This window comes from Azovibrio sp. (assembly GCF_049658005.1).
GTDB lineage: Bacteria > Pseudomonadota > Gammaproteobacteria > Burkholderiales > Rhodocyclaceae > Azovibrio.
Window position 1 is genome coordinate 22932 of sequence record NZ_JBASOH010000117.1, and the last position, 25541, is coordinate 48472.

Here is a 25541-nt window from a genome sequence, read left to right on the forward strand (position 1 = left end):
GGGAATTTCCTTAGCGGCCCTGCTGCGCCAGGTAGGCGGCGAAGGTGCGGCTCAGGGCCGGCAGCACCTGTTTACAGTCGCCGACGATGGCGTAGTGGGCGAAGTCGAAGATGGGCGCGCCGGGGTCGTTGTTGATGGCGATGATGCAGTCCGCCCCTTCCATGCCCACCCGGTGCTGAATGGCGCCGGAAATGCCGGCAGCGATGTAGAGGACCGGGCGCACGGTCTGGCCGGTCTGGCCCACCTGGCGGTCGGCGGAGATCCAGCCGGCGTGGATGGCGGCCCGGGAGGCCCCCACTTCGCCGCCCAGGACCCTGGCCAGATCCCACACATGCTTGAAGTTCTCGGCCTTGCCCAGCCCCTTGCCGCCGGCGACGATGATTTCGGCATAAGGCAGCTGGGGCTTGTCGCGCTGCTCATCGGGGATGAATTCGAGCACCTTGGTGACGATGTCGGTCTCGATCAGGCCGGCCTCGAAGTCCACGATCAGGCCGCTGCGCTCCGGCTGCGGATCGGGCATGGGCATCACCCGGTGGCGCACCGTGGCCATCTGGGGCCGGTAGTTGAGGGTGACGATGGTGCACAGCAGGCTGCCGCCGAAGGTCGGGCGGGTGGACAGCAGGCAGCGGTCTTCCGGGTCGATGGCCAGTTCGGTGCAGTCGGCGGTGAGGCCGGTCTTCAGGGTGGTGGCGACGGAACCGGCCAGGTCCCGGCCCAGGGTGGTGGCACCCAGCAGCAGGATTTCCGGCTTGTGGGCATTCACCAGATCGGTCAGGGCGCGGGTAAAGGGCTCGTTGCGGTATTCGGCCAGCACCGGGCTGGCGATGCGGTAGCAGCGCTCGGCGCCGTAGGCAAAGGCGGCCTGGCACTGCGCTTCCAGGTCCGGCCCCGGGGCGCCCATGACCACGCCGCACAGTTCCACCTCGAGCTGGTCCGCCAGGCGGCGGCCCTGGCCCATCAGCTCCCAGGAGACGGGATGGACGTGGCCCCGCTCGCTCTCGATGAAGACCCAGACACCCTTGTAAGCCAGCAGTTCTTCATTCAGCTTGATCTTGCGCTTCTTGATGGGCTTGTCGGTCCTGGCTTCACTCATGACGTTCTCCTGCGGCCGCACGCTTGTTGTCGAGTTCTTTTTTTACCTTGGGAAATTCCGCCAGCAGCTTGTCCAGCAGGGCCTGGGTGGCGACTTCCGGGTTGGCGGGGTCGAACCCGATCTGCAGGGCCTTCCGGGCCCGGGAACTGGGCACGAAGACCCGGCTGACGATGGTGGGGCTGCCTTTGAGGCCCACCTTCGTGATGTCCTCGATGCCGGCAGCGTTGCGGTCCCACAGCCGCACCTGGGCGCGGGCGGCGCGGAACAGGTCGGGGGCGCTGCCAAAGCGGATCTCGTTGCTGCCCTCCAGCATGGTGATCAGGGCCGGCAGGCGGGTTTCCAGCACCTGCACCCCGCCCTCGGCGCGGCGCTCGACGCGGATGCTGCGGGCGGCCGGGTCCACGCGGATGATGCGGGAAACATAGGTGAGCAGCTCCAGCTTCAGGCGCCTGGCGATGCCCGGCCCCACCTGGGCGGTGTCGCCGTCGATGGTCTGCTTGCCGGTAAACACCAGATCCACCGGATTTTCCTGGTCCAGGGTCCGGATGGCCGAAGCCAGCACGTAGGAGGTGGCCAGGGTGTCGGACCCGGCAAAGAGCTTGTCAGTCACCAGCACGGCCTCGTCGCAACCATAGGAGAGGGCCTTCTTCAGGGCCGCTTCGGCCTGGGGCGGACCCATGGTCAGCACCGTCACCTTGCCCCCCAACTGGTCCTTGAGGGCCAGGGCCGCCTCGATGGCGAACAGGTCATAGGGATTGATGATGGCCGGCACCCCCTGGCGCATGATGGTGTTGGTCACCGGATGCACCCGAATCTGGGCACTGTCCGGCACCTGCTTGATACAAACGACGATGTGCATGATGACGATCCGTCTGAAAGTTGAACTCGGGATGAACCATGGCAGCCGACGGCGGTTTCCCGCACGCCCGCCAACCCAAAAAAACGCCAGTATCTTCGCGCCAGTATCTTCGCGCCAGGATGATTTCGCTACAACATGCCCATCGTGCGCGGCAGCCACAGGGAAAGGCCGGGCCAGTAGGTCACCAGGACGAGGAACACCAGCATGGAGAACAGCCAGGGCCAGACCGCCACGGTCAGTTCGGTGATGCCCATCCTGGTGATGCCGGAGGCCACGTAGAGGTTGAGGCCGACGGGCGGATGGCACATGCCCACTTCCATGTTCACCACCATCACGATGCCAAAATGCACCGGGTCGATGCCCAGCTGCACGGCAATGGGAAACAGGATGGGCGCCAGGATCAGCACGATGGAAGACGGCTCCATGAAGTTGCCGGCGACCAGCATCAGGATGTTGGCCATGATCAAAAAGCCGATCGCGCCAACACCGGTGCCTATCATGTAATCCGCCATGGTCTGGGGAATGTTCTCGTGCGTGAGCAAAAAGCTGAACAGCACCGCGTTGGTGATGATGTAGAGCAGCATGGCGCTCATGTTGGCGGAGTTGAGCAGCACCCGGGGCACGTCCTTGAGGCGGAGGTCCTGATAGACGAACACCGCCACGATGAAGGCATAGACCGCGCTCATCGCCGCCGCCTCGGTGGGAGTGAACATGCCCGAGTAGATACCGCCCATCACCACCACGATCAGCAGCAAGCCCCAGATCGCGTCCTTGAAGGCGATGAGGCGTGCCTTCCAGCTCGCCCTGGGCATGCGCGGGTAGTTGAACTTCTTCGCCCGGTACCAGGTGGTAAAACCCAGGAAGGCCGCCAGCAGCAGCCCTGGCATCACGCCGGCCATGAACAGGGCCCCCACCGAGGTGTTGGTGGACACCGAATACATCACCATGACGATGGAAGGCGGAATCAGGATGCCGAGCGCGCCCGAGGTGGTGATGACGCCGGCTCCGAAGTTTTTCGGAAAGCCTTGCTTGACCAGGGCCGGCAGCAGGATGGCGCCGATTGCCACCACGGTGGCGGGCGAAGAGCCGGACACCGCCGCAAACAGGGCGCAAGCCAGCACGCCGCCGAGGCCCAGCCCTCCATGCCAGTGGCCGACCATGGCCGTGGCGAAGTGGATCATGCGCCGGGCCACGCCGCCGTGGGTAAGGAAGTTGCCAGCCAGGATGAAGAAGGGGATCGCCATGATCTCGAACTTCTCGATCCCGGTAAAAAGCTTCAAGGCGACCGATTCGATCGGCACCTGGGTCATGGTAAAGAGAAAGATCAGGACGGTCAGGCCCAGGGAAATGGAGATCGGCATGCCCGTCAGCATCAGGACGAGCAAGAGGCCAAAGATGATGAGGGCGCTCATGGTTTGCCTCCCTGATCCTCGCCGAGGTTGTGGTGTTTCAGATCCAGAGGATGCAGGTTGTCGCCCAGGTCATAAGGATTGGCATCCACTGGGAGGTGCGCTTCATCGATGCCTTCGACGTGGCCGTGGTCGTGGTGCGGCAATTCGCCGGTTTTCCAGAATGTCAGCAGCACCTGCAAAAAGCGAAAGCACATCAGGTAGGAGCCCAGCGGAATGGCCGAATAGACGATCCAGGTCGGCCATTCCAGGTCCGGGGTGGTCGGCCCCTCATAGAGATCGGGGGCCTCGATGCCGAGCCACTTGAAGATCTGGTAATGGGCGCCGTTTTCCCAGACGAAGGTGGCTCCCAGGGTGCCGACGATGCCGGTGAACACGGCCCCGGCCGCCAGCCCGAAAATGATGAAACGGGCCCGGTTCTTCTCATCGAGGCGATTGATGAGCACATCCACGCCGACGTGGATGCCGGTGCGGACACCGTAGGCGGCGCCGAACTTCGCCATCCAGACGAACATGATGATGGTGAGTTCCTGGGCCCAGCTGAGGTTGATGGAGAGCAGCCAGTCCTGCAGTCCGGGAATCCCGATCCCGGAAAGATAGCGATGCACCACCGCAACGAAAATGATCAGCGTCGCCAGCCCGATCAAGCTGCTGATCAGAATCTCTTCGAGCCGGTCGAGAATCTTGTTCATGGGGAACCTCCTTCAAAAACGCCCGCCTCCTTCCGGAGCGCGGGCGTTTTTTCACGGCCTGCGATTTCAGAGCTTGTTGGGATCGAAGCCGGTTTCCTTATAGATGGACTGGATCAGCGCCGCGCCGATACGGGATTCCATCTTCTTATGCACCGGCACCAGGGCGCGCTTGAAGGCCAGCCTTTCCTCGGGCGTGGGGACATAGACGATGGTCTTGCCGGCCTTCTTCACCGCTTCCAGAGCCGCATCGTTCTCGTCCTTGGCGATCTTGTTGGCATAGTCGGTGGCTTCCTTCAGCGCCTGTTCCAGCTCGCTGCGTACATCGCCGGGCAGGCCATCCCAGAATTTCTTGTTGGTGATCACCGCGTAGCCCAGATAGCCATGCTCGGTCAGGGTGAGGTACTTTTGCACTTCATGCATCTTCTGGGTGTAGAGGTTGGAGATGGGGTTCTCGGTACCATCCACGACCCCGGTCTGCAGGGCCTGGTACACCTCGGAGAAGGCCATCACCTGGGGAATCGCGCCCAGGGTCCGCATCTCTTCTTCGAGCACCTTGGAGGACTGGATGCGCATCTTCTTGCCCTTCAAATCGGCGGGCGTCCTGATCGGGGTGTTGGCGGAGAAGGACTTGAAACCGTTGTCCCAGAAGGCCAGCCCCATCACCCCCTTGGGCTCCAGCTTGGCAAGTAGCTGCTTGCCCACCGGGCCCTGGGTGACCTTGTGCAGGTCGGCATAGCCATCAAAGATGTAGGGCAGGTCGAACACTTCGAACTCGCGCACGCCCAGAGGGCCGAACTTGGCCAGGGAGGGCGCCAGCATCTGCACGGCCCCGAGCTGCAGGGCCTCCATTTCTTCCTTGTCTTTATAGAGGGTGCTGTTGGCGTAGACCTCCACCTTCACCCTGCCCTTGGTCAGCTCGCCGGCACGCTTGGCGAAGAACCCGGCGGCCTTGCCCTTGGGCGTATCCTGAGCCACCACATGACTGAACTTGATCACGATGGCTTGCTGGGCCGAAGCCGTGGCGGTCACGGCGCAGGCCAGCAGGCCGAACAACAGTGCAGATATTTTCATGTCATCTCCTCCATTCATTTGAAAAATTTTTTTGGCGATTTTTCATGGCGACCGATTTTTCATGGCGACCCGAGGGTGGCAAAGAGTCCCGCCCCGGAAATCATGATCACGGCATGATCGCCAGGGGTATCGTGGAAAGCCACGGAAACGGCCGGGACGGGATCAGCTCCCTGAATGCTCCCGAATGCTCCCGAATGCCCAAGTGCCATGCTCAAGTGCCGGCCAAGTCTAGCCCCCCGACCGCCAGCCGTCCAGGGTAAATCCTGGGCCGCTCAATCCTGGCCCTGCCCAAACCAGGATCCTTGCCGATGCACTGCACTTTTGCAGGCGTACCGGGGAAGTGCATCAGGCCCGGCGGCTGGAACAGCGGGGCAAAACCGCCGTGGCACGGGCCCAACGGCTCAAGCGCCGGAACTGAGCCCGATTTGCAGGCAGGGCAGCCAGCCCGGTTCATCCGGGGCGCATTGCCAATCGGCAGCCAGAACCACCCCGACGCAGGCCACCAATTCCTCCCCCACGAACAGCAAGGGCAGGGTTTCCCGCTCCCAGGGCGGCAGCCCGCTGTCCTGCAGTATTTTTTTCAAAGGCCGCCGGGGCCGGCCCGGACCGGGACGAAGATGCTCCCCTCCCTGGCGCAAACGCACCTCCAGCACCTGCCCCGCCAGACGTCCCTGACTCAGCCCCTGCCCCAGGGCAGGCCGCAAGCTTAAGCGCCCATTTCCCCAGGCAAAGGGTGCCTGGCCATCCCAGCGTCCGGGCAACCGCTCCGGCTGCTGCGCCACCCGGTACAGCCGGCCCCGCCACAGGCGCAGGCTGCCTTCGGCCAGACGCAACTCCAGTTGCCCCGCCTCCGGACTGGCGGCCAGTTGCCGCAAGCACTCCGCCAACGCCACGGCCTCGGGCACCTGCCAGCCGGCCTGACGCAGCCACCAGCGCAGCCAGTTGGCCTGCCGGGCGGGGCTCAATTGCAGCAAGGGCTCGAGGCGCGCCTGGATCTGGGCGTCGTCTTGCAAAGCCAGCTCATCGAGGAGGCCCTGAGCCTCGGCAAAATGCCCCGCCGCCCGGGCAAGGCTGGCTTCGGCGCCAGGAAAGCGCCGCGTCAGGGCCGGCAAAATCTCATGGCGCAAAAAATTGCGGCCAAAGCGCACATCCTGATTGCTCTCGTCTTCGACCCAAGTGAGTCCCGAAACCCGGGCGTAGTCGGCCAGAGCCGCCGGAGCCCATGCCAGCAAAGGGCGCAGCAGGTACAAACCTGCCTGCTCCCGGTACGGGGGCATGGCCGCCGCCCCGGCCACGCCGGCGCCCCGGCAGAGGTTGAAAAGCAGGGTTTCCGCCTGATCGCGGCGATGATGGCCCAGGGCCAGGTAACGGGCGCCGCTCTCCCGGTAAGCCTGGTAGCGCGCCTTTCGGGCGGCGGCTTCGAGGCCCTGGCCTTGGCGTTCCACCCGCACCCGGGCGATCTGCAAAGGAATGTCCCAGTCCCGGCAGAGGCTCTGGCAGAAGTCCGCCCAGGCATCGGCCCGGGGGGAAAGACCATGATGCACATGGATCGCCCGTAGCTGCGGCCAGGAACGCCTGGCCAGATCGAGGAGGACGACGGAATCGCGACCGCCGGAGAGCCCGACCCAGAGTTCGGCCCCGACGGGCAGATGGGCCTGCAGCACCGCCGCAAACCCGGCCGTGAGATCAGCGGGGGGCTTGTTCCTTGAAGCGGCCATAGGCCATCAGGCGCTCATAGCGGGCTTCGAGCAGTTCGGCGGTGGACAAACCGGAGAGCTGCTTGAGACTGTCTTGCAGGGCCTTCTTGAGGTTCTGGGCCATGAGCCCATGATCCCGGTGGGCGCCGCCGCAGGGTTCATTCACCACCTTGTCGATGAGGCCCAGGGATTTCAGGCGGGGGGCGGTGATGCCCATGATCGCGGCGGCTTCGGGGGCCTTCTCGGCGCTTTTCCAGAGGATGGAGGCGCAACCTTCGGGGGAAATCACCGAGTAGGTGGAATTCTGCAGCATCTGCACCACGTCGCCCACGGCAATGGCCAGAGCGCCGCCCGAACCCCCTTCGCCGATGATGGTGACGACGATCGGCGTCGCGAGGATCGCCATTTCATAGAGGTTGCGGCCGATGGCCTCGGACTGGCCCCGCTCCTCGGCATCGACGCCGGGATAGGCGCCGGGGGTATCGACGAAAGAAAACACCGGCAAGCGGAACTTCTCCGCCAGCTTCATCAGGCGCAGGGCCTTGCGGTAGCCCTCGGGCCGGGGCATGCCGAAGTTGCGGTAGATCTTTTCCTTGGTGTCGCGGCCCTTCTGGTGGCCGATGACCATGCAGGGCTGGCCATTGAAGCGGGCCAGGCCGCCGACGATGGCCTTGTCGTCGGCATAGGCGCGATCGCCGTGCAGTTCCTCGAAATCGGTGAAGATGCGCTCCACGTAATCGAGGGTGTAGGGGCGCTGCGGATGCCGGGCCACCTGGGCGATCTGCCAGGGCGTGAGTTTGGCGTAGATGTCGCGGGTGAGGGCCCGGCTTTTTTCCGCCAGGCGTTCGATCTCGTCGGAAATGTCGACGGCGGAATCTTCCTGGCCGAAGCGCAGGGCTTCGATCTTGTTTTCCAGCTCGGCAATCGGCTGCTCGAAATCGAGAAAGGTGGTTTTCATCCCGGGCCTGAAAATTTTGGAAGGCGGGGATTCTACTCCCAAAACGCGCAATTCAAATATGCATGCCAGGCTGGGAAGCTTAGCCGAAACGCCCGCCGACGAAGGGATTGAAGCGGCGCTCCTCCCCCAGGGTGGACATCGGGCCATGGCCGGGAATGAAATCCACCTCATCCCCCAGGGGAAAGAGTTTTTCCCGGATCGAGGCAAGCAGGGCCTCCTGATCCCCGCCGGGCAAATCGGTACGGCCGACCGAGCCTTGAAAGAGGATGTCGCCCACCACCAGCAGCCGGCCGGGCCGGTGGTAGAAGGCGACATGGCCCGGGGTGTGGCCGGGGCAATGCAGCACTTCCAGTTCCACCTCGCCAAAGCGCACCCGGTCTCCCTCCTTTAGCCAGCGGGTCGGCTCGAAGGGACGTGCCCGCGCCAAGCCGAACATGCGGGATTGCTGCGCCATGCCCTCGATCCAGAACCGGTCTGCCTCGCCGGGCCCTTCGATCGGCACCTCGAGCAGCTCGGCCAGTTCGGCCACGCCCCCGGCATGGTCGATGTGGCCATGGGTGACGAGGAGGGTGGCCGGGATGAGCTTCTCCCGCTCGAGGACGGCCAGGATCCGATCCAAATCCCCGCCCGCGTCCACCACGGCCGCCTGGCGGGTCTTCTCGCACCAGAGAATGGAACAGTTCTGCTCGAGGGGCGTTACAGGAACGATGGTATAGCGCATGAAAGTCACCCGGAAACACGGAAAGGGCAGATTATCACACGCACACCCTTGCCCAACCGCAAGGCCCCAATTACCATTGCCCGCAACAATGCCTGGCGCAAACAATCGCGGTCAAATCAAAAACCTGGACTGCATTTTTGAAGTGGAGAAGCAGGTATGCTCGACCATCCCCTGCAAGAACTGGATGACTGGGTCCTGTATTTCAGCGAACGGGAGCTGCCGGTGCTGCGCCATACCCGCCGTCAGCTCGAAACCGCCCGGGAGAACATGGCTCATGTCTCCAGCAAGGACCTGACCCGCATCATCCTGCAAGACCCGCTGATGGCCGTGCGGGTGCTGACCTTCATCCAGCCCCTGACCGGCAAGCGCCTGCACCACGATGTGACGACCATCGCCGGCGCCATCATGATGCTGGGCATCGAGCCCTTCTTCAAACATTTCGAGAACCCGGCCACCATCGAGGCCGCCCTGAAGGACGGGCCACCCCAGGCCCTGCTCGGTGCCCTGCAGGTCATCCGGCGCGCCCAGCAGGCCTCTCATTACGCCTATGAGTGGGCGATCTGGCGGGTGGACATCAACGCCGAAGAAGTCGCCCTGGCCGCCCTGCTGCACGATCTGGCGGAAATCCTGCTCTACTGCTTCGCCCCCCACCTGGCCCTGGAAATCCGCAGGCTACAGCAGGCCGATCCCCTGCAGCGCAGCAGCACCGCCCAGGAAAAGGTGCTGGGGTTCCGCCTGCAGGACATCCAGGCCGCCCTGTGCCGCGCCTGGCACTTGCCGAAGCTGCTCATGCAACTGATCGACGATGCGCACGCCGAACACCCCCGGGTGAAGAACGTGGTGCTGGCGGTGAACCTGGCCCGGCATCTCGCCCACGGCCGGAACGATCCGGCGATTCCCGACGACCTGAAGGCCATTTCGGCCCTGCTCAACCTTTCCGAAGAAGCCCTGGGCCAGCGCCTGGGCCTGGCCCTGCCCTCCCCGGACGGGGAACTGGATCAACCACAGCAAGCCGCACCATCCCCCTGACCACGGCCCCGAGCCGCCAGGCCCACATCTTTCGACGGCCTGGCGCATCACCATCAACTTGTTGCCCCTGAAACTTGAAACCGCCAGATATGAAAAGGGCGACATCCCTTACAGGACGCCGCCCTTTGCGAGAGCAGAACGGGATCAGTCGTCGCCGAAGATGCCCAGAATCTGCAGCAGGCTGGTAAAGAGATTGTAGATGCTCACGAACAGGGAGACCGTCGCCATCACATAATTGGTTTCACCGCCCTGGATGATGGCTTGGGTTTCATACAGGATGAGGCCGGACATCAAGAGCACGAAGGCCGCAGACACCACCAGGGAGAGTAGTGGCAGCTCGAAGAAAATGGCGGCCAGCCCCGCCAGGAAGGCGACGAGCATGCCGACCATGAGGAAATTGCCCAGGAAGCTGAAATCCCGCTTCGAGGTCAGGGCAACGGCCGACATGGCCAAGAAGATCACGGCGGTGCCGCCCATGGCCATCATCACGATCTCGCCGCCGTTGGGCAGGGCCAGGTAATGATTGAGGATGGGCCCCAGGGTGTAGCCCATGAAACCGGTCAGGGCGAACACCAGACCGACGCCCAGAGCACGGTCGCGAAACTTGCTCACGGCAAAGAGCAGGCCGAAGTAGCCGACCAGGGTGATGAGGATGCCCGGATGGGGCAGATTCAGGGCGGCGCTGATCCCGGCAACCGCCGCGCTAAAGGCCAGGGTCATGGCCAGCAGCAGGTAGGTATTGCGCAGGACCTTGCGGGATCCGGCCGAGCCCTGGACACCCACACCACCATGGGTCAGGACCTGGCCGGACAGGTAGGAACGATCATTCAGGCTCATGTAAAACCTCCATTGGTCATAGACGCCGTCAGTTTAACGGCCTTTGCACAATAACAAAAACCATCGAAAATGCGACTATGAATTCGAAAAAACCGAACATTGAAGAAAGCCGGCTCAACTACCGCCACCTCTATTACTACTGGATGGTAGCCAAGGCGGGCAGCCTGGCCCGCGCTGCCGAGCAACTGGGACTCACGCCCCAGACCATCAGCGCCCAGCTGGGCCAGCTCGAGCAAGCCATCGGTACCGCACTCTTTGACCTGCAAGGCCGCAAATTGATTCCCACGGAAGCAGGACGCACCGCCCTGCGTTACGCGGACGAGATTTTCCTGCTCGGTGAACAGCTCTGGGACTCGCTAAAACGCGCCGGCGGCGAACCCATGCTGCGCCTGACCGTGGGCATCACCGATGTGGTCCCGAAGCTGGTGGCCCACCATCTGCTCGAACCGGTGCTGCACCTGCCGGAACGGGTGCGGCTGATCTGCCACGAAGGCAAGTTCGAGAATCTCCTCGCCGATCTGGCGATTCACAAGCTGGACGTGATCCTCGCCGACCGCCCGGTCTCCCCCGGCATGAACCTGCGCCTCTTTAGCCACCCCCTGGGCGAGAGCGAACTGAGCTTTTATGCCACCGCCAGCCTGGCCGAACGTCATGGGGAGGACTTTCCCCACAGTCTGGACGGCGCGCCCTTCCTGCTCCCGGCCCGCAATGCCGCGGTACGCGCCAGCCTCGACCAATGGTTCGAAAGCCACGGCATCCGCCCCCGGATCATTGCCGAGGTGGAGGATAGCGCCCTGCTCGACACCTTCGGCGCCGCCGGGCTCGGCGTTTTCCCGGCGCTCACCCCACTCACCGCCGAACTGGCCCGGCGCTATGACGCCGTTCGGCTGGGCCCCATCGACCCGGTGCGCGACCAGTTCTTTGCCATCTCCGCCGACCGGCGCATCCGCCACCCGGGCATCGAGGCCATCCTCCAGGCCGGGCAGGAGCGCCTGTTCCTGCCGGCTTAGGCAGCGCCGCAGGCTTGGGTAGGGCCGCAGGCTTGGGCAGCGCCGCAGGCTTGGGCATCAGCCGCAGAATTTAGGCGCCGCCGCGGGTTTCCAGGGCTTCCCAGCGCTCGAGCAGGGCGAGCAGCTCCGCCTCGATGGCCGCCAGCCGTTCAGACGCCTGGCGCGCCAGTTCCGGGTCCTGCTGGTAGAGGGCCGGGTCTTCGAGCCGGGCCGTGAGTCCGGCCTGTTCCGCCTCCAGGGCGGCGATGCGCTCGGGTAAGGCTTCGAGCTCCCGCTGCTCCTTCCAGCTCAGCTTGTCGGCCTTGGCTTTGCCCGGCTCCGATTTTCCGCCCCCCGCCGGGGCCGGCTTCGCTTCCGCTTCCCTGGCATCCTGCTGCCGGGCCTTGGCCTGGCTACGCTCCCTGGCCTGACTACTCTGATACGCAGCCCAGTCGCTGTAGCCCCCGGCGTACTCACGCCATATGCCCTCGCCTTCGGCGGCGAGCGTCTGGGTCACCACATTGTCGAGGAAAGCCCGGTCATGGCTGACCAGAAACAAGGTGCCCTGGTAGTCCTGCAAGAGTTGCTCGAGCAGTTCCAGGGTTTCCATGTCGAGGTCGTTGGTGGGCTCGTCGAGCACCAGCACATTGGCGGGCCGGGCAAACAGGCGGGCAAGCAGCAGGCGATTGCGCTCGCCGCCGGAGAGCGACTTGACCGGGGAACGGGCGCGCTCGGGGGCAAACAGGAAATCCTCCAGATAGCCGATCACATGCTTTTTGGCGCCGCCAATCTCCACATAGTCGGAACCCGGAGAAATCACTTCGGCGAGGCTCGCTTCCGGATCCAGCTGGCCCCGGAACTGGTCGAAGTAGGCCACTTCCATGCGCGTACCGCGCCGCACCGTGCCGGAATCGGGCTCCAGTTCTCCCAGGATCAGGCGCAGCAAGGTGGTCTTGCCGGCACCATTGGGGCCGATCAGGCCGATCTTGTCGCCTCGCAAAATCCGGGTGGAAAAATCGCGCACCACCACCTTGTCGCCAAACCGCTTCGAGACCCGCTCCATTTCGACCACCAGCTCGCCGCTTTTGGCGCCGCTATCGAGGTTCATCTGCACCTTGCCCATGCGTTCCCGGCGGGCGGCCCGCTCCTGGCGCAGGCGTTCCAGACGCTGGACCCGGAACACGGCCCGGGTACGGCGGGCCTCGACCCCCTTACGGATCCAGGCCTCCTCTTCCTTCAACAGCTTGTCGAATTTCTGGTTGAGGAGGCCCTCTTCGTGCAGCATGGCCTCCTTGCGCCGCTGGTATTCGCTGTAATTACCGGGAAAACTCATCAACTTGCCCCGGTCCAGCTCGACGATGCGGGTGGCCAGGCGCTCGAGAAAACGCCGGTCGTGGGTGATGAAGAGCAAGGTGACGCGGCTCTCCAGCAACAATTCCTCCAGCCATTCGATGGCGCCGATGTCGAGATGATTGGTAGGCTCATCCAGCAACAAGACCTCGGGCGCCAGCGCCAGCCCCTGGGCCAGGGCCAGGCGCTTTTTCTGGCCGCCGGAGAGGCTGCCCACCCGTGCCTCCGGGTCCAGGCCGAAGCGGTCGATCACCCGGTCCACCTGCACCTGCCAGGTCCAGGCGCCGATGGCTTCCAGTTCATGCTGCAACTGCTGCAAGCGCGGCAGCAGGGATTCATGGTCGGCCCCCTCCTCCGCCAGATCGTGGGAAACCTGATGGTATCCGGCCAGCAGGGAGGACATTTCCCCCAACCCTGAAACCACGGCGGCAAAAACCGTCTGCGCCGCATCCAGCGGAGGCTCCTGCGGCACATAAGCAACCCGGATCCCGGGCTGGCGCCAGACCTGGCCGTCATCCAGGCTGCCCCGCCCCGCCAGCGCCGCCAGCAGGGAAGATTTACCCGTGCCATTGCGCCCGATCAGCGCCACCCGCTCGCCCGGGTCGAGCTGGAAATCGGCATGGTCGAGGAGCGGCACATGGCCAAAGGCCAGGCAGGCCTGGTCGAGCTTCAGCAGGGGCATGGAATTTTGCCGTGGCAATGATGAACAAGGTCGGGATTGTAACCGTCTTCCCCATCGCCGATTTGGCACCAGGCCTCGGGCCGGCTACAATCGCGTCCTTCCTCTCCGTAGTTCAATGGATAGAACAGGCCCCTCCTAAGGGTCAAATGTGGGTTCGATTCCCGCCGGGGAGGCCAGATGGAAGCTGCCATGCATCCTGAATCCTTTTGTGCGGCCCATGGGTTCACCCTGCTGGCCCTGGCCCTGCAGTTGCTGGCCCTGCCGGCCAGTGCCCGGCATCAGGTCGAGCGGCGGCAGGTCGAGCGGCATCAGGTCGAGCGGCATCAGGTCGAGCGGCGGCAGGTGGAACAAGCGGTAGTCTGCACCTCTCCGGGCACGCCCCGGATTTCCACCGGCGATGCAGCGCCGGCACACGAAGAAAGCTGGCAGACCACCGGTTCCACCTGTTCCGCTTGTTCCACCTGTGCTCTGTGCAGCCTCTCCCTGCACACCCCCTGCCTGCCCGGCCGAGCTGCCCCCTTCCCTGCTCCAGACCGGCTGGCGCAGGGCAAGCTCCCCACCACGCTCCTGCCTCCCGCCGCAAAAAGGCCTTCTCATTCCCGGGCCCAGCCCAGGGCGCCGCCCCTCTGAATCCAGCCTCCACTCACCGCCCCTTGCGGGCTCTACCCTTGGAAATTCCGGAGTCATGACCATGAAAATTCGTACCCTTGCGCTGCAATGCAGCACTTTCCTGACCCTTTGTGTCGCCAGCATCGCCCATGCCCAGGTCACCGTTTCCGACCCCTGGGTGCGCGCCACCACTTCCCAGCAGAAGGCGACCGGCGCCTTCATGAAGCTCGATGCCGCCAAGGCGGCTACCCTGCTCAGTGCCAGTTCCCCGGTTGCCGGAGTGGTAGAAATCCATGAGATGGTGACCCAGGATGGCGTGATGAAGATGCGCGCCATTCCCGATCTTCCCCTGCCGGCCGGCAAGACAACGGAACTCAAGCCCGGCAGCTACCACCTCATGTTGATGGATTTGAAGGAGCCCTTGAACGCTGGCCAGAAGGTTCCTGTGACCCTGGTGATCGAGGCGGGACAACAACGTCACGAACAGACCATCGAGGCAGAGGTCCGCCCCCTGAACTCGATGCCCGCCGCCCAGCAACACCAGCACGGCAAACACTAGGGAACCCCCATGGCCAGATGGCTTTTTGGCCTGGTGGGCGCATCCTGGTTGATTGCGGCCGGCCTTCTGGCCGCTTGCAATCCGCCCCAGGCACCTTCCTTCCACGCCACGGCACTCGACAATCCCCAGTTCGCGCAGGACTTCCGGCTCAAGGACCCTTCCGGCCGGGAACGCAGCCTGGCCGACTGGCGCGGCAAGGTCGTGCTGTTGTTCTTCGGCTACACTCAATGCCCGGATGTCTGCCCCACCGCCCTCTCCCGGGCCGCCCGGGTAATGGAGCTGCTGGGCCCGGATGCATCCCGGGTCCAGGTCCTGTTCGTCACCTTGGACCCGGAACGGGATACCCCGGCCCTGCTGCGGGAATATCCCCCGGCCTTTCACCCCAGCTTTATCGGGCTCTACACCAGCGTCGAAGAAACCGCCCAGGTAGCCAGGCACTTCCGGGTGTTCTACAAGATCAACCCCGGCAGCACCCCCAGCACCTACACCATCGACCATAGCGTGATCACCTATGCCTACGACCCGGAGGGCAAGCTGCGCCTGGCTATCGGTCATGATGCGCCGGCCGAAGCCGTGGCCCAGGACATCCGGACCCTGCTGGGAAGTCAGGTAAAATAGACTCCTTCGATGAGACACTCATGCCGACCCGAACTTTCAGCAAGGTGCATCACGCCATCGCAAAGGCCGCCGGGCACTGCCAGGAAATCTTGAATGCCTGCCTGGCCGAGGTGCTGGACCGGGAAGGCAGGGGCCAGACGACGCTGACCATGCCCGATCCCTGCAGGAACATCAGCTTTGCCTGGTGAGCGAGAACGAAACGAAATAAGCGTGCCAGAACACATCATCGACATCAGCGAAGAAAGCGGCGTCCGCTACCTGAATTTTGGGAGCGATTCCATCCAGGGGGCGATGCGGATTGCCCGCCCCTGGTCCCTGGAACTGGAATACACCCGGGAAATGATGGCCGGTTTGCTGCTCCGTCCTCATCCAGACTGGCCGCGCAGTTGCCTGATGGTGGGATTGGGGGCGGCCTCCCAGCTCCGTTTCCTGCACCGTCATTTTCCTGACTGCCGCATCACCGCGCTGGAAATCAATCCGGCGGTCATTTCCATCTGCCAGCAATTCTTCAAGCTGCCGCCTGAATCGCCGCAGCTGGGCATCATTGCTGAAGATGCGAGCACCTGGATCCGCCGCGCTCCCAAAGCGCATTACGACCTGATCCTGCTCGATGGTTTTGCGGCCGACGGGTGCCCGGCCGCGCTGGACAGCCCCGGGTTTTACCTGGCTTGCCGCGCCGTCATGAGCGAACAGGGCGTGCTGGCCTGCAACCTGCTGAGCCGAAGCCGTGGCTTTCAGGCCAGGGTCCGTCGCATTCGCCAGGCGTTTGAGCGGCGCTGCCTGATCCTCCCCCCGTCGGATAGCGGCAACGCCATTGCCCTCTCCGCAACGGGAACCGCCATCGACACGGATCTTGCAACCATGCAGCAGCGGGCAAAACTGCTGCACGAACAAACCGGGCTCGATTTGCGTCCTGCCCTGAATCGCCTGCGCCTCTCGCGCAGCCTGCCCGCAGATCATTTAACGCTTTGATCCGATGCCCTTTCTCATTTTCCCCTTGGCTTTGGGCGCATGAATCTCTATAACCCAGATATGCCTCCACCCAAAACAACGACAAGGCGCAAGGCAGGATCAGATTTCATCCATCGCAGCCCAGACTGCGAAAGGTCTTTCGACACGGCGAGTCATGGAGGAGGAGAAAAGATGCTTTCACTTAAAGACTGTCTTGATTTCTGCGATCTGGATTGCTCCGGAATCGAAGCCATTGCAGAACATGAACACATTCCCGTCATCGTGGCGGCAGAGCTCAGCAATGAGCTACTCAAAACCCCAGAAGGCATTGGCTGCCTGCATGAGATGGCGCTGGACAACCTCAATCAGGCCATGGCGCAGGGGGATTGGGAAAAAACGCTGCGTTTCAAACTGGCATACCAGCACCTGCAGGCGACCTATCCACTCCCCACTCAGTAGCCACAACCCGCTAATCCAGTAATTGACCCGCGTAGTCAGCCATGGCGGCAAGGACAGGTTCGGCGGTACCGATGGCCGAACCCAGTTCGATCACGGTGCAGGGATGGACAGCCTGCAGATGCGCGACCGTGACGGGGAGATCCCGCTTGAGATGCCCCCCTTGGGCGATGAACATGGGGAGCACCGTTATGCTTGCGCAGCCCTCGGCCACCAGGGCGGTGACCACGGCCTCCAGATCGGGCTCCATGAACTCCAGAAACGCCAACTCGATCCGGGCTGTCGGGATCTGCGCCTGAATCCGCCGCCGCACATCCCGCAGCGGCTCAGCCCATTCCGGATCCCGTGCGCCATGACCCAGAAGCACCAGACCGCGACGCCTCAGTCGCATGAAAAACGCCCCATCAGATACTCAAGCCTTGCGCCTTGGCCTCAACGGCCACCAATGCCTTTGCCTCGTTGAAGTTGCGAGCATAGCCGCTCGCATGGAGACAGCAGACCAGTTGGTTGGCAAGCGGTAAAGGCAACGGCAGACGACCATCCAGAACACGCGCCGTCCATTGTGCCGTCGTCCTGGCATCGGCCTCTTCCGGCAAATGGGGCAGCGACTTGATGCTGTCGTGCTCGGCCTCGAAAAGGGTGGTACAGACTCCCGCACGGATATGCTCGATCTTTGGCCGACGCTTGGGATTGGCAAAGGGCTCGCCCTCTGTCGCCCGCAAGAGTAATGCCTCCTGATTTTTTTCCAGCAACAAATCCCGCATCAAGTCCAGGTAGGGAGGATGGGTGGCGGCTGCGATCAAAACGCCTTCACCGCGAAAAGGATCGAGCATCTTCACCAGGCTGTGCGCACAATTGCGTAGTCCCAGACGTGCCCGTAGTGCCAGTTGATCCGACAAACCGGGACAAAGAATCGATAGCGGCGCAAAAGCAAGGCCATCCTTTTCCAGGCTCAACTGGACCTGTCCCAGCGTGCTAGCCGGCATGACCCCCAACTCACGCAATACCCGGCCCGAACTCACCCGCCCAAATCCCTCCAGGAGTCCATGGACCAGGACAGGAACACCAAAGCGCTGCAGCATCAGCGCCAGAAGCGGGGTCAGATTGGCCCCCTTGCGCGCCCCATTGTAAGAGGGCAAGACAATCGGACGGGCCTCCACGGCAGGACGATCGAGCGCATGGATGCGGGAGTCCACGGCCCGGAGAAAACCGGACATTTCATCGCGCGACTCGCCCTTCATGCGCAGGGCAAGCATGATCGCCCCAAGTTCGAGGTCGGGCACGCCTCCATCGAGGATGGCGGCATACAGTTGCTCTGCCTCTTCCCGGCCGAGGTTCGTCGATCCCGCCGCACCACGCCCGATCTCCTTGATATACAGGGCAAAATTCATCGTCTCCTCCACGGATCATTTTCAATGACAGGCTCTGCCTTTAGCAATGCCCATGCCATCGACAGTTCCAGCATTGGTGGGGGTGCGCATGATCCAGAATGGTGCATGAAAAAAACCCCGCTCCAAGGCGGGGCACGATCTGCTTACTTGATGCGCTGCAAATGTGATCGCCCCGTACCGGCAGGCGTCGGAGCTTCCGGTTCATCGGACGCCCTCGGGGTCAGCGACGTCTCCTCCACCTCAAACGCCATCCCCGTCCCGTTCTCGCGAGCATAAATGGCCGACACCCGGGCGACAGGGACGTAAATATCCCGGGGCACCCCAGCAAAACGGGCCTTGAAGCTGATGCACTCGTGGTTGATCTGCAGGCCCTGGGTCGCCTCCATTCCCACGTTCAAGACGATCTGCCCATCCTTGACGAACTCGGGTGGCACACGGCAGCTACCATCCACTTGCACCGCCATGTAGGGCGTAAAGCCATTATCGTTGCACCAATCCCAGATCGCCTGAAACAGATAAGGCTTGGTAGAGGGTAAATCGGGAGGAGACTGGCTGAAATCCATTATTTGCGCATGGCCTTTTCGGAGGGTGTCAGGGCGTCGATGAAACCCTGACGGCTGAAAATACGTTCGGCGTACTTCATCAAGGGCGCGGCATGCTTGCCCAGATCAATTCCATAGTGATCCAGACGCCACAGCAGGGGGGCTACCGCGACATCGAGCATGGAGAAATCATCCCCGAGCATGAACTTCTGCTTGCTGAAAATGGGGGTCAGCTCGGTCAGCCGGGCCGCAATTTCCTGACGGGCCTTGTCCGCAGACTTGAGATTCTTTTCGATGGGTTCGATGAAGGAGAAAATCTCGCGCTCCATCCCCGACAGCAGCTGGCGCGCCCGGGCCCGCATGATCGGGTCGGCCGGCATCAGCTGCGGATGCGGGAAACGCTCATCGATATATTCATTGATGATATTGGGTTCATACAGTACCAGATCACGCTCGACCAATACGGGAACCCGGTTGTGCGGGTTGATGGCCGCCAGATCTTCGGGTTTGTTGAACATATCCACGTCGATGACCTGGAAATCCATGCCCTTTTCAAAAAGCACGATGCGGCAACGGTGACTGAAAGGACAGGTAGTCCCGGAATAGAGAATCATCATGGCAGCTAGACCTGAAAAATATTCGGCATCGCCCCCGAAAATCCGGAAAGCGATGCCGCAATGAAAAAGAAGGATTTAGTGAATGTCTTTCCAGTATTCCTTCTTCAGTGCGTAGGACAGCACGAGCAGGATGCTCAGGAACAGCAGGACGGCAATCCCCAGTTGTTTGCGCAGGCCAGCGGTAGGCTCACCCATCCAGACCAGGAAACCGACCAGATCGCGGACCTGGGCATCATACTCGGCAGGGGAGAGCTTGCCGGGAACCGCCAGGGTCAGCTTGTGGTCGGGGCCCAGCACCTGCTCGCCTTGCAGTTCATACAGGATGTGCGGCATGCCGACATTCGCAAAAATCACATTGTTCCAGCCGGTGGGGCGCTTGTCGTCCCGGTAGAAGCTGCGCAGGTAGGTGTAGAGCCAGTCGGCACCGCTACCATCGGCAGAAGCGCGAGCCCGCGCAACCAGGCTAAGATCGGGGGGAGCCACACCAAACCATTTCTTGGCATCCGCAGGTCGCAGAGCTACCGTCATCTGCTCGCCAAGCTTGTTGGCAGCAAACATCAGATTGTCCTTGATCTGCTGCTCGGTCAGCCCCAGATCCAGCAGCTTGTTGTAACGCAGCTGGCTGGCACCATGACAGGTGAGGCAGTAATTGACGAACAGCTTGGCTCCATTTTGCAGCGCAGCCTTGTCGCCGGAGACGTCAGGGGCCTGATCCAGATGAAGGGAGGCGCCGGCAGCAAAAGCCAGGGTGGGCGCAATCAACAGTGCTGCAAGCAGCGTTTTCAGCTTACGCATGGTTTTCATTTCCAGGTGACCCTTTCCGGTTCGGGTTTGTACTTGTCGATCTTGGAATACCAGGGCATCAACAGGAAGAAGGCGAAATAGATCACCGTGCAAACCTGCGACACCTTTTCACCCCAGTAGCTGGGAGGCTGGGTTCCCAGATAGCCCAGAACGAAGAAGCAGATTACAAAGGCAGTCAGGAAAGACTTGTAGATGGGACCGCGATAACGGATGGACTTGACCGGGGAACGATCCAGCCAGGGCAAGAAGGCAAACACCAGCACGGAGGCCCCCATGCCCACCACCCCCCAGAACTTGGCATCGACGCCGAAGAAGTTCCAGACCATGGCCCGCAGCACGGAGTAGTAGGGCGTGAAATACCAGACCGGCGCGATGTGCAGCGGCGTTTTCAGAGGATCGGCCGGGAAGAAGTTGTTGTATTCCAGGAAGTAGCCGCCGCCCTCGGGGGTAAAGAACACCACCACGGAGAACACCATCAGGAACACCACCACACCGACGATATCCTTGACGGTGTAGTAGGGATGAAAGGGGATGCCATCCAGGGGAATGCCCTTCTCATCCTTCTTGTTCTTGATTTCCACGCCATCGGGGTTGTTCGAACCCACTTCGTGCAAGGCCATGAGGTGGGCCACGACGAGGCCGACCAGGACGAGGGGAATGGCAATCACATGGAAGGAGAAGAAGCGGTTCAGGGTGGCATCGCCAATCACGAAGTCGCCGCGCACCCAGATCGACAGCGGCTCGCCGATCAAGGGAATGGCACTGAACAGGTTCACGATCACCTGAGCCCCCCAGAAGGACATTTGCCCCCAGGGCAGCAGGTAGCCAAAGAAGGCTTCAGCCATCAGCATCAGGAAGATCAGCACACCGAACACCCAGATCAGTTCGCGGGGCTTGCGGTAAGAGCCGTACAACATGCCACGGAACATGTGCAGGTACACCACGATGAAGAAGGCCGAGGCCCCGGTGGAGTGCATGTAACGCACCAACCAGCCCCAGGGTACATCGCGCATGATGTATTCGACGCTGGCAAATGCCACGGGAATGCCGGCCGCATTGAGGGAAGCATCTGGCTTGTAGTGCATGACCAGGAAGATGCCGGTCACGATCTGGATCACCAGCACCAGCAGGGCCAGAGAGCCGAAGAAGTACCAGAAATTGAAGTTCTTGGGCGCGTAGTACTCCGACAGATGCCCCTTCCACAGGGCGGTGACGGGAAAACGGGCGTCCACCCATTCCAGCAGATTGCCACCCAGGGAGCCGTCAGACTTGTATTTCTCGAAATTAGTATTAGCCATGCTTTAAGCCCCCTTCTTGTCTTCGCCGATGAGAATGCGGGTATCGGAGAGGTACATATGCAACGGGATTTCCAGATTGGTCGGCGCAGGCTTGGCCTTGAAGACGCGACCCGCCAGGTCAAAGGTGGAACCGTGACAGGGGCAGAGGAAGCCGCCCTTCCAGTCAGGGGTCATGCCTTCATCGACACCAGGCTTGAACTTGGAGGAGGGAGAGCAGCCCAGATGGGTGCAGATACCCACTGCAACCAGGATTTCGGGCTTGATGGAGCGGTGCTGGTTCTTGCAATACTCGGGTTGTTGCTGGCGATCGGACTGGGGATCAGCGACCTCGCCATTCAACTGCGGCAAGGTATCCAGCATGGCCTGGGTGCGATTGACGATCCAGACCGGCTTGCCCCGCCATTCGACGGTCAGCATCTGCCCGGGTTCGAGCTTGCTGATATCCACTTCGACCGGGGCTCCGGCCGCTTTGGCTCGCTCGGACGGAAGCATGGTGGACACGAACGGCACCAGGACCGCCAACGCACCCACACCCCCGACCGCGGCAGTGGCGACAATCAATCGCCGCCTGCCACAGTCCACTTTTTGTTGATTGCTCATAGCGCTGATCCCTAATGTTTAACCAGATAAACCAAACTTTTCGATTATACGTCAAGCAAAGGGCCCATGTAAAAACGCCTTGCTCAGCGCTCCACCAGCCGTCTTTCCCTGAAGGCTTGCGCCAGCGTTCCTGCATCGACATACTCCAGTTCGCCACCTACTGGAACCCCTCGCGCCAAGCGACTGACACGTATACCTTTTTCCTCCAGCAAGCTGGCAATGTAGTGCGCCGTCGCCTCGCCTTCATTGGTGTAATTAGTCGCCAGAATGACCTCCTGGACCAGGCCATCCAGCACCCGATGCATCAAGCGATCCATCCCCAGCTGCTTGACACCCACCCCATCCAGAGGCGAAATCCGCCCCATGATGACGTAATAGAGACCCTGATAGGCCATCGTCTGTTCCATCACGTTCATGTCCACGGGGGACTCGACGATACACAGCAAGCTGGCATCCCGCCGGGGAGAAGCACAGCGCTCGCACAACGGCGTCTCGGAAAAATTGTTGCAGCGCTGGCAATGCTGCAAATCCTGCAAGGCACGGCTCAAAGCAGAGGCCAGGGCAGCCGCCCCTTTGCGTTCATGCTGCAACAGATGATAAGCCATGCGCTGGGCCGACTTGGGACCAACACCAGGCAGGCAACGAAGGGCCTGAATCAGGCCCTCCAAGGGTGACGGCGTCACGGAAATCAGAACGGCAATTTGAAACCAGGCGGCAGATTCAAGCCCGCCGTGAATCCAGCCATTTTTTCCTTGCTCAGCACCTCGCTCCGCCGGACCGCATCATTGAAGGCTGCGGCCAGCAAATCTTCCAGCATCTCCTTGTCATCCAGCACGGACGGATCGATGGAAACCCGGCGGATGTCGTGGCTGCAGGTCATGGTGACCTTGACCATGCCGGCCCCCGCCTGTCCCTCGACCTCCATCTGCGCCAACTCTTCCTGGGCCTTGGCCATATTGGCCTGCATGCTCTGAGCCTGTTTCATCAGGCCAGCAATCCCACCTTTCATCATTCTGACTTTCTCCTGTCAATCAAGGGGTTTAATGGAAGCCTCTATCAAAGAGGCATCGAAACATTCTATGGCATCACGCACGAAGGCATCCTGCTCGATGGCTGCAACCGCCATTTCCTGGCGTTCCTTGCGGAGCTGTTCAGCTGCCTGGGCGGGCGTTGCCCGCTCCATGTCGGCAATGTCGATGCGAAGCTGCACTGGCTTCTTGAAATACTCACTCAAAACCTGTTGCAATCGATCTTGAGCCGGCTTGAAAAGTAGATGTTTATGTGCCGGCGACAGGCGCAGCTGGCAACTCCCCTCATCCCGGGTAATCAAATCGCAGTGCTGGGCCAACTCACGGGCCATGCCGGTGAGGTTCAAACCATCCAGGAGGACATGCCAGTCCGGGCTCATTGCCCTATCTGCCGCAGCAACAGCCACCGTCGGCGTGCCTGCCGAGCATTCCGGCTCCAACGCATCAGGCCCGGCCAAGTCCACACGCGGAACCTGTTTCAGCGGCTGGCGAGCATCCCCGGGCGGTGGCAAAGACGCCTGCCCCCCGGCGACATCCAGCGGAGCAAAGGCCAGCAGTCGCAACAACACCATGACAAAGCCACTATATTCGTCGGGTGCCAGCGCCAGCTCCTGACGCCCTTGAATCACGATCTGGTAGGCCAGCTGAACAAACTCCGGGGAAAAATCCCGAGCCAGCCGCGCCATGCGCTCATCCGCATGAAACCCCTGCGGATAGGCCGATCCCAGCAGTTGCTGCATTTGCAAATGGGTCAGTAATGCCGCCAGTTCCTGCAAGGCACTGGAACAGGACAAGCTGCGCTCCTGCATCTCCTCAGCCACACTCAGCATGGCCGCACCCTGATGATTCGCCAAGGCTTCCAGCAGGGAAAAAAGATGATCCTTATCCACCGTCCCCAGCATATCGCCCACCAGCTGCGCCTCTACCCGTCCGGCACCATGGGCAATCGCCTGATCCAGCAATGAAAGCGCATCACGCATGCTACCGCCAGCTGCCCGTGCAATCGCTTGCAGCGCGCCCGGATCGAAGGGAATTTCCTCTGCCACCAGAATTCGTTCGAGATGCTCGACGATCGACAGCAAAGGCATCTGTTTCAGGTTGAACTGCAGGCAGCGGGAGAGGACCGTCACCGGGATTTTCTGGGGATCGGTCGTGGCAAGAATGAATTTGACATGCTCTGGAGGCTCCTCCAGGGTCTTCAACATGGCATTGAAAGCCGAAGTGGAAAGCATATGCACTTCGTCGATGACATAAACCTTGTATCGCCCCCGGGTCGGGGCGTAGATCGCGTTCTCCAGTAGCTGGCGCATCTCTTCGACCCGGGTATTGGTCGCCGCATCCACCTCCAGCAAATCCACAAAACGTCCCGCATCGATTTCCTGGCAAGCGGAACAATGCCCGCAAGGAGTCGAGGAAACGCCGGTTTCGCAATTGAGGGATTTGGCAAGAATACGGGCAATGGTGGTTTTACCCACCCCCCGGGTTCCCGTGAACAAATACGCATGATGGAGGCGATTTTCGTTCAAGGCATGGGTCAGGGCCTTGACCACATGTTCCTGACCCACCAGGGTCGAGAAGTTACGGGGACGCCACTTACGGGCAAGAACCTGATAGCTCATGCACTCAGATCCAGAAAATGAAAGAAAGTGGCGAGCCTAACCCCCGGCACTTGCAGATAATGGCTGTGGCTGCTTCCTTCCGGACCTGACCAGATTCACCATCCTGCAATGCGGGGAGACCCGCCGGGTGCGATTCTAGCACAGAGCACCTCCCGAAAGGCTTTCCAGATGTGCTTTTCGGACGTTTGCCGAGCAATGAAGTAAACGGCTCAAACCCCCTGGACCGATGGGTTGGGTCAGGGGGTTTGAAGGGGTGGGGTGCCTGGCGGTGACCTACTTTCGCGAGCGGATTGCTCACTATCATTGGCGCGGTCCTGTTTCACGGTCCTGTTCGGGAAGGGAAGGGGTGGTTCCGGGACGCTATGGCCGCCAGGCGTAACGGGGAGGCTTTGCGGGGAGGCAAAGCGCAAAAAGGAAGAAGGTCGGGATGGCGCGAGTCCATCGGGCCGGGGTGTAGGGGTTGGTTTGGGTTGTATTAAGTTGTATTGGGGTTGTGATTGCGGGATTTTGAGTTGTCTTCATGGTTTGAAGATCGATTCAAGGTTATAGGATCAAGCCGCACGGGCAATTAGTACTGGTTAGCTTAACGCATTACTGCGCTTCCACACCCAGCCTATCCACGTCGTGGTCTTCGACGACCCTACAGGGGGCTTGAAGCCCCGGGGAAATCTTATCTTGAGGCGAGTTTCCCGCTTAGATGCTTTCAGCGGTTATCTCTTCCATACATAGCTACCCGGCGATGCCACTGGCGTGACAACCGGTACACCAGAGGTATGTCCACTCCGGTCCTCTCGTACTAGGAGCAGGTCCCCTCAAATTTCCAGCGCCCACGGCAGATAGGGACCAAACTGTCTCACGACGTTTTAAACCCAGCTCACGTACCACTTTAAATGGCGAACAGCCATACCCTTGGGACCGGCTACAGCCCCAGGATGTGATGAGCCGACATCGAGGTGCCAAACACCGCCGTCGATATGAACTCTTGGGCGGTATCAGCCTGTTATCCCCAGAGTACCTTTTATCCGTTGAGCGATGGCCCTTCCATACAGAACCACCGGATCA

General features: G+C 61.6%; 28 protein-coding genes, 1 tRNA gene, 2 rRNA genes and 1 other RNA gene. 9 read left to right on the forward strand and 23 right to left on the reverse strand.

Features of this window, described 5'->3' with window-relative positions; genetic code table 11:
• Nucleotides 1-10: 10 nt before the first annotated feature.
• From WBH99_RS10785 to WBH99_RS10820, 8 genes are all read right to left on the reverse strand, one after another.
• A complete protein-coding gene (locus tag WBH99_RS10785; protein WP_424220093.1) occupies nt 11-1093 on the reverse strand; it encodes an electron transfer flavoprotein subunit alpha/FixB family protein in 1083 nt (360 codons plus the stop codon).
• A complete protein-coding gene (locus WBH99_RS10790) occupies nt 1086-1952 on the reverse strand; it encodes an electron transfer flavoprotein subunit beta/FixA family protein (protein ID WP_424220094.1) in 867 nt (288 codons plus the stop codon). Before WBH99_RS10790 ends, WBH99_RS10785 begins: the two co-directional genes overlap by 8 nt.
• A 128-nt stretch (nt 1953-2080) precedes the next feature.
• Complete coding sequence (locus WBH99_RS10795) at nt 2081-3364, reverse strand: TRAP transporter large permease (RefSeq protein WP_424220095.1); 1284 nt, start codon at nt 3362-3364, stop codon at nt 2081-2083.
• Nucleotides 3361-4053, reverse strand: coding sequence for a TRAP transporter small permease (locus WBH99_RS10800; protein WP_424220096.1), 693 nt, complete (start codon nt 4051-4053; stop codon nt 3361-3363). The genes WBH99_RS10795 and WBH99_RS10800 overlap by 4 nt, the downstream gene beginning before the upstream one ends.
• Before the next feature lie 66 nt (nt 4054-4119).
• The gene (locus WBH99_RS10805; protein ID WP_424220097.1) at nt 4120-5124 is read right to left on the reverse strand and encodes a TRAP transporter substrate-binding protein; all 1005 of its coding nucleotides are present in this window, start codon (nt 5122-5124) and stop codon (nt 4120-4122) included.
• Nucleotides 5125-5525: 401 nt separating this feature from the next.
• The gene (gene tilS, locus WBH99_RS10810) at nt 5526-6842 is read right to left on the reverse strand and encodes a tRNA lysidine(34) synthetase TilS (protein WP_424220098.1); all 1317 of its coding nucleotides are present in this window, start codon (nt 6840-6842) and stop codon (nt 5526-5528) included.
• Entirely contained in the window at nt 6811-7779 is a 969-nt protein-coding gene (locus WBH99_RS10815) for an acetyl-CoA carboxylase carboxyltransferase subunit alpha (protein WP_424220099.1), read from the reverse strand. Before WBH99_RS10815 ends, tilS begins: the two co-directional genes overlap by 32 nt.
• Nucleotides 7780-7858: 79 nt before the next feature.
• Complete coding sequence (locus WBH99_RS10820) at nt 7859-8500, reverse strand: MBL fold metallo-hydrolase (protein ID WP_424220100.1); 642 nt, start codon at nt 8498-8500, stop codon at nt 7859-7861.
• Nucleotides 8501-8656: 156 nt separating this feature from the next.
• Here WBH99_RS10820 and WBH99_RS10825 point away from each other — a divergent pair, with 156 nt between their 5' ends.
• On the forward strand, nt 8657-9529 hold the full coding sequence (locus WBH99_RS10825) for an HDOD domain-containing protein (RefSeq protein ID WP_424220101.1): 873 nt from the start codon (nt 8657-8659) through the stop codon (nt 9527-9529).
• A gap of 144 nt (nt 9530-9673) precedes the next feature.
• Here the strand turns inward: WBH99_RS10825 and WBH99_RS10830 are convergent, their stop codons facing one another.
• Nucleotides 9674-10366, reverse strand: a complete 693-nt coding sequence (locus tag WBH99_RS10830; protein WP_424220102.1) for a Bax inhibitor-1/YccA family protein — start codon at nt 10364-10366, stop codon at nt 9674-9676.
• Nucleotides 10367-10443: 77 nt separating this feature from the next.
• Here WBH99_RS10830 and nhaR point away from each other — a divergent pair, with 77 nt between their 5' ends.
• Nucleotides 10444-11376 carry a transcriptional activator NhaR gene (nhaR, locus tag WBH99_RS10835; protein ID WP_424220103.1) on the forward strand — a complete coding sequence of 311 codons (933 nt, stop codon included), beginning with the start codon at nt 10444-10446 and terminating at the stop codon, nt 11374-11376.
• A 70-nt stretch (nt 11377-11446) separates the two neighbouring features.
• Here the strand turns inward: nhaR and WBH99_RS10840 are convergent, their stop codons facing one another.
• Nucleotides 11447-13387: an ATP-binding cassette domain-containing protein gene (locus tag WBH99_RS10840; RefSeq protein WP_424220104.1), complete on the reverse strand. Its 1941-nt coding sequence runs from the start codon at nt 13385-13387 to the stop codon at nt 11447-11449.
• Between the two features lie 101 nt (nt 13388-13488).
• Between WBH99_RS10840 and WBH99_RS10845 the strand changes: the two genes are divergently transcribed.
• From WBH99_RS10845 to WBH99_RS10875, 7 genes are all read left to right on the forward strand, one after another.
• Nucleotides 13489-13563: transfer RNA gene (locus WBH99_RS10845), tRNA-Arg, on the forward strand.
• A gap of 13 nt (nt 13564-13576) precedes the next feature.
• Nucleotides 13577-14017: a hypothetical protein gene (locus WBH99_RS10850; RefSeq protein WP_424220105.1), complete on the forward strand. Its 441-nt coding sequence runs from the start codon at nt 13577-13579 to the stop codon at nt 14015-14017.
• Between the two features lie 55 nt (nt 14018-14072).
• Complete coding sequence (locus WBH99_RS10855; protein ID WP_424220107.1) at nt 14073-14555, forward strand: copper chaperone PCu(A)C; 483 nt, start codon at nt 14073-14075, stop codon at nt 14553-14555.
• Nucleotides 14556-14564: 9 nt separating this feature from the next.
• Nucleotides 14565-15173 (forward strand): SCO family protein, encoded by a 609-nt coding sequence (locus WBH99_RS10860; RefSeq protein ID WP_424220108.1) that lies wholly within the window; start codon nt 14565-14567, stop codon nt 15171-15173.
• A gap of 20 nt (nt 15174-15193) precedes the next feature.
• Nucleotides 15194-15361, forward strand: a complete 168-nt coding sequence (locus WBH99_RS10865) for a hypothetical protein (protein ID WP_424220109.1) — start codon at nt 15194-15196, stop codon at nt 15359-15361.
• A gap of 22 nt (nt 15362-15383) precedes the next feature.
• Entirely contained in the window at nt 15384-16145 is a 762-nt protein-coding gene (locus tag WBH99_RS10870; protein WP_424220110.1) for a fused MFS/spermidine synthase, read from the forward strand.
• Nucleotides 16146-16184: 39 nt separating this feature from the next.
• Complete coding sequence (locus WBH99_RS10875) at nt 16185-16583, forward strand: hypothetical protein (protein WP_424220111.1); 399 nt, start codon at nt 16185-16187, stop codon at nt 16581-16583.
• A 10-nt stretch (nt 16584-16593) separates the two neighbouring features.
• On the opposite strand, the gene WBH99_RS10880 is transcribed toward WBH99_RS10875, so the two are convergent.
• The 13 genes from WBH99_RS10880 to WBH99_RS10940 all read right to left on the reverse strand — a co-directional run.
• Complete coding sequence (locus WBH99_RS10880) at nt 16594-16971, reverse strand: sirohydrochlorin chelatase (RefSeq protein WP_424220112.1); 378 nt, start codon at nt 16969-16971, stop codon at nt 16594-16596.
• A 13-nt stretch (nt 16972-16984) separates the two neighbouring features.
• Nucleotides 16985-17971, reverse strand: coding sequence for a DNA-binding protein YbiB (ybiB, locus tag WBH99_RS10885; protein WP_424220113.1), 987 nt, complete (start codon nt 17969-17971; stop codon nt 16985-16987).
• Nucleotides 17972-18114: 143 nt separating this feature from the next.
• On the reverse strand, nt 18115-18534 hold the full coding sequence (locus tag WBH99_RS10890; protein ID WP_424220114.1) for a ClpXP protease specificity-enhancing factor: 420 nt from the start codon (nt 18532-18534) through the stop codon (nt 18115-18117).
• Nucleotides 18534-19130, reverse strand: a complete 597-nt coding sequence (locus tag WBH99_RS10895) for a glutathione S-transferase N-terminal domain-containing protein (protein WP_424220115.1) — start codon at nt 19128-19130, stop codon at nt 18534-18536. Before WBH99_RS10895 ends, WBH99_RS10890 begins: the two co-directional genes overlap by 1 nt.
• Nucleotides 19131-19205: 75 nt before the next feature.
• Entirely contained in the window at nt 19206-19925 is a 720-nt protein-coding gene (locus WBH99_RS10900; protein ID WP_424220116.1) for a cytochrome c1, read from the reverse strand.
• Between the two features lie 5 nt (nt 19926-19930).
• On the reverse strand, nt 19931-21232 hold the full coding sequence (locus WBH99_RS10905; protein ID WP_424220117.1) for a cytochrome b: 1302 nt from the start codon (nt 21230-21232) through the stop codon (nt 19931-19933).
• A gap of 3 nt (nt 21233-21235) precedes the next feature.
• Nucleotides 21236-21832 (reverse strand): ubiquinol-cytochrome c reductase iron-sulfur subunit, encoded by a 597-nt coding sequence (petA, locus tag WBH99_RS10910; RefSeq protein WP_424220118.1) that lies wholly within the window; start codon nt 21830-21832, stop codon nt 21236-21238.
• An 83-nt stretch (nt 21833-21915) separates the two neighbouring features.
• Nucleotides 21916-22515, reverse strand: a complete 600-nt coding sequence (recR, locus tag WBH99_RS10915; protein ID WP_424220119.1) for a recombination mediator RecR — start codon at nt 22513-22515, stop codon at nt 21916-21918.
• A gap of 5 nt (nt 22516-22520) precedes the next feature.
• A complete protein-coding gene (locus tag WBH99_RS10920; protein WP_424220123.1) occupies nt 22521-22841 on the reverse strand; it encodes a YbaB/EbfC family nucleoid-associated protein in 321 nt (106 codons plus the stop codon).
• Between the two features lie 18 nt (nt 22842-22859).
• Complete coding sequence (gene dnaX, locus WBH99_RS10925) at nt 22860-24479, reverse strand: DNA polymerase III subunit gamma/tau (RefSeq protein ID WP_424220121.1); 1620 nt, start codon at nt 24477-24479, stop codon at nt 22860-22862.
• 26 nt (nt 24480-24505) lie between these two features.
• Nucleotides 24506-24604: signal recognition particle sRNA small type (gene ffs, locus WBH99_RS10930), an RNA gene on the reverse strand.
• Nucleotides 24605-24739: 135 nt separating this feature from the next.
• Nucleotides 24740-24853: ribosomal RNA gene (gene rrf / locus WBH99_RS10935) — 5S ribosomal RNA — on the reverse strand.
• Between the two features lie 173 nt (nt 24854-25026).
• Nucleotides 25027-25541 (reverse strand): 23S ribosomal RNA (locus tag WBH99_RS10940); the annotation flags it as partial.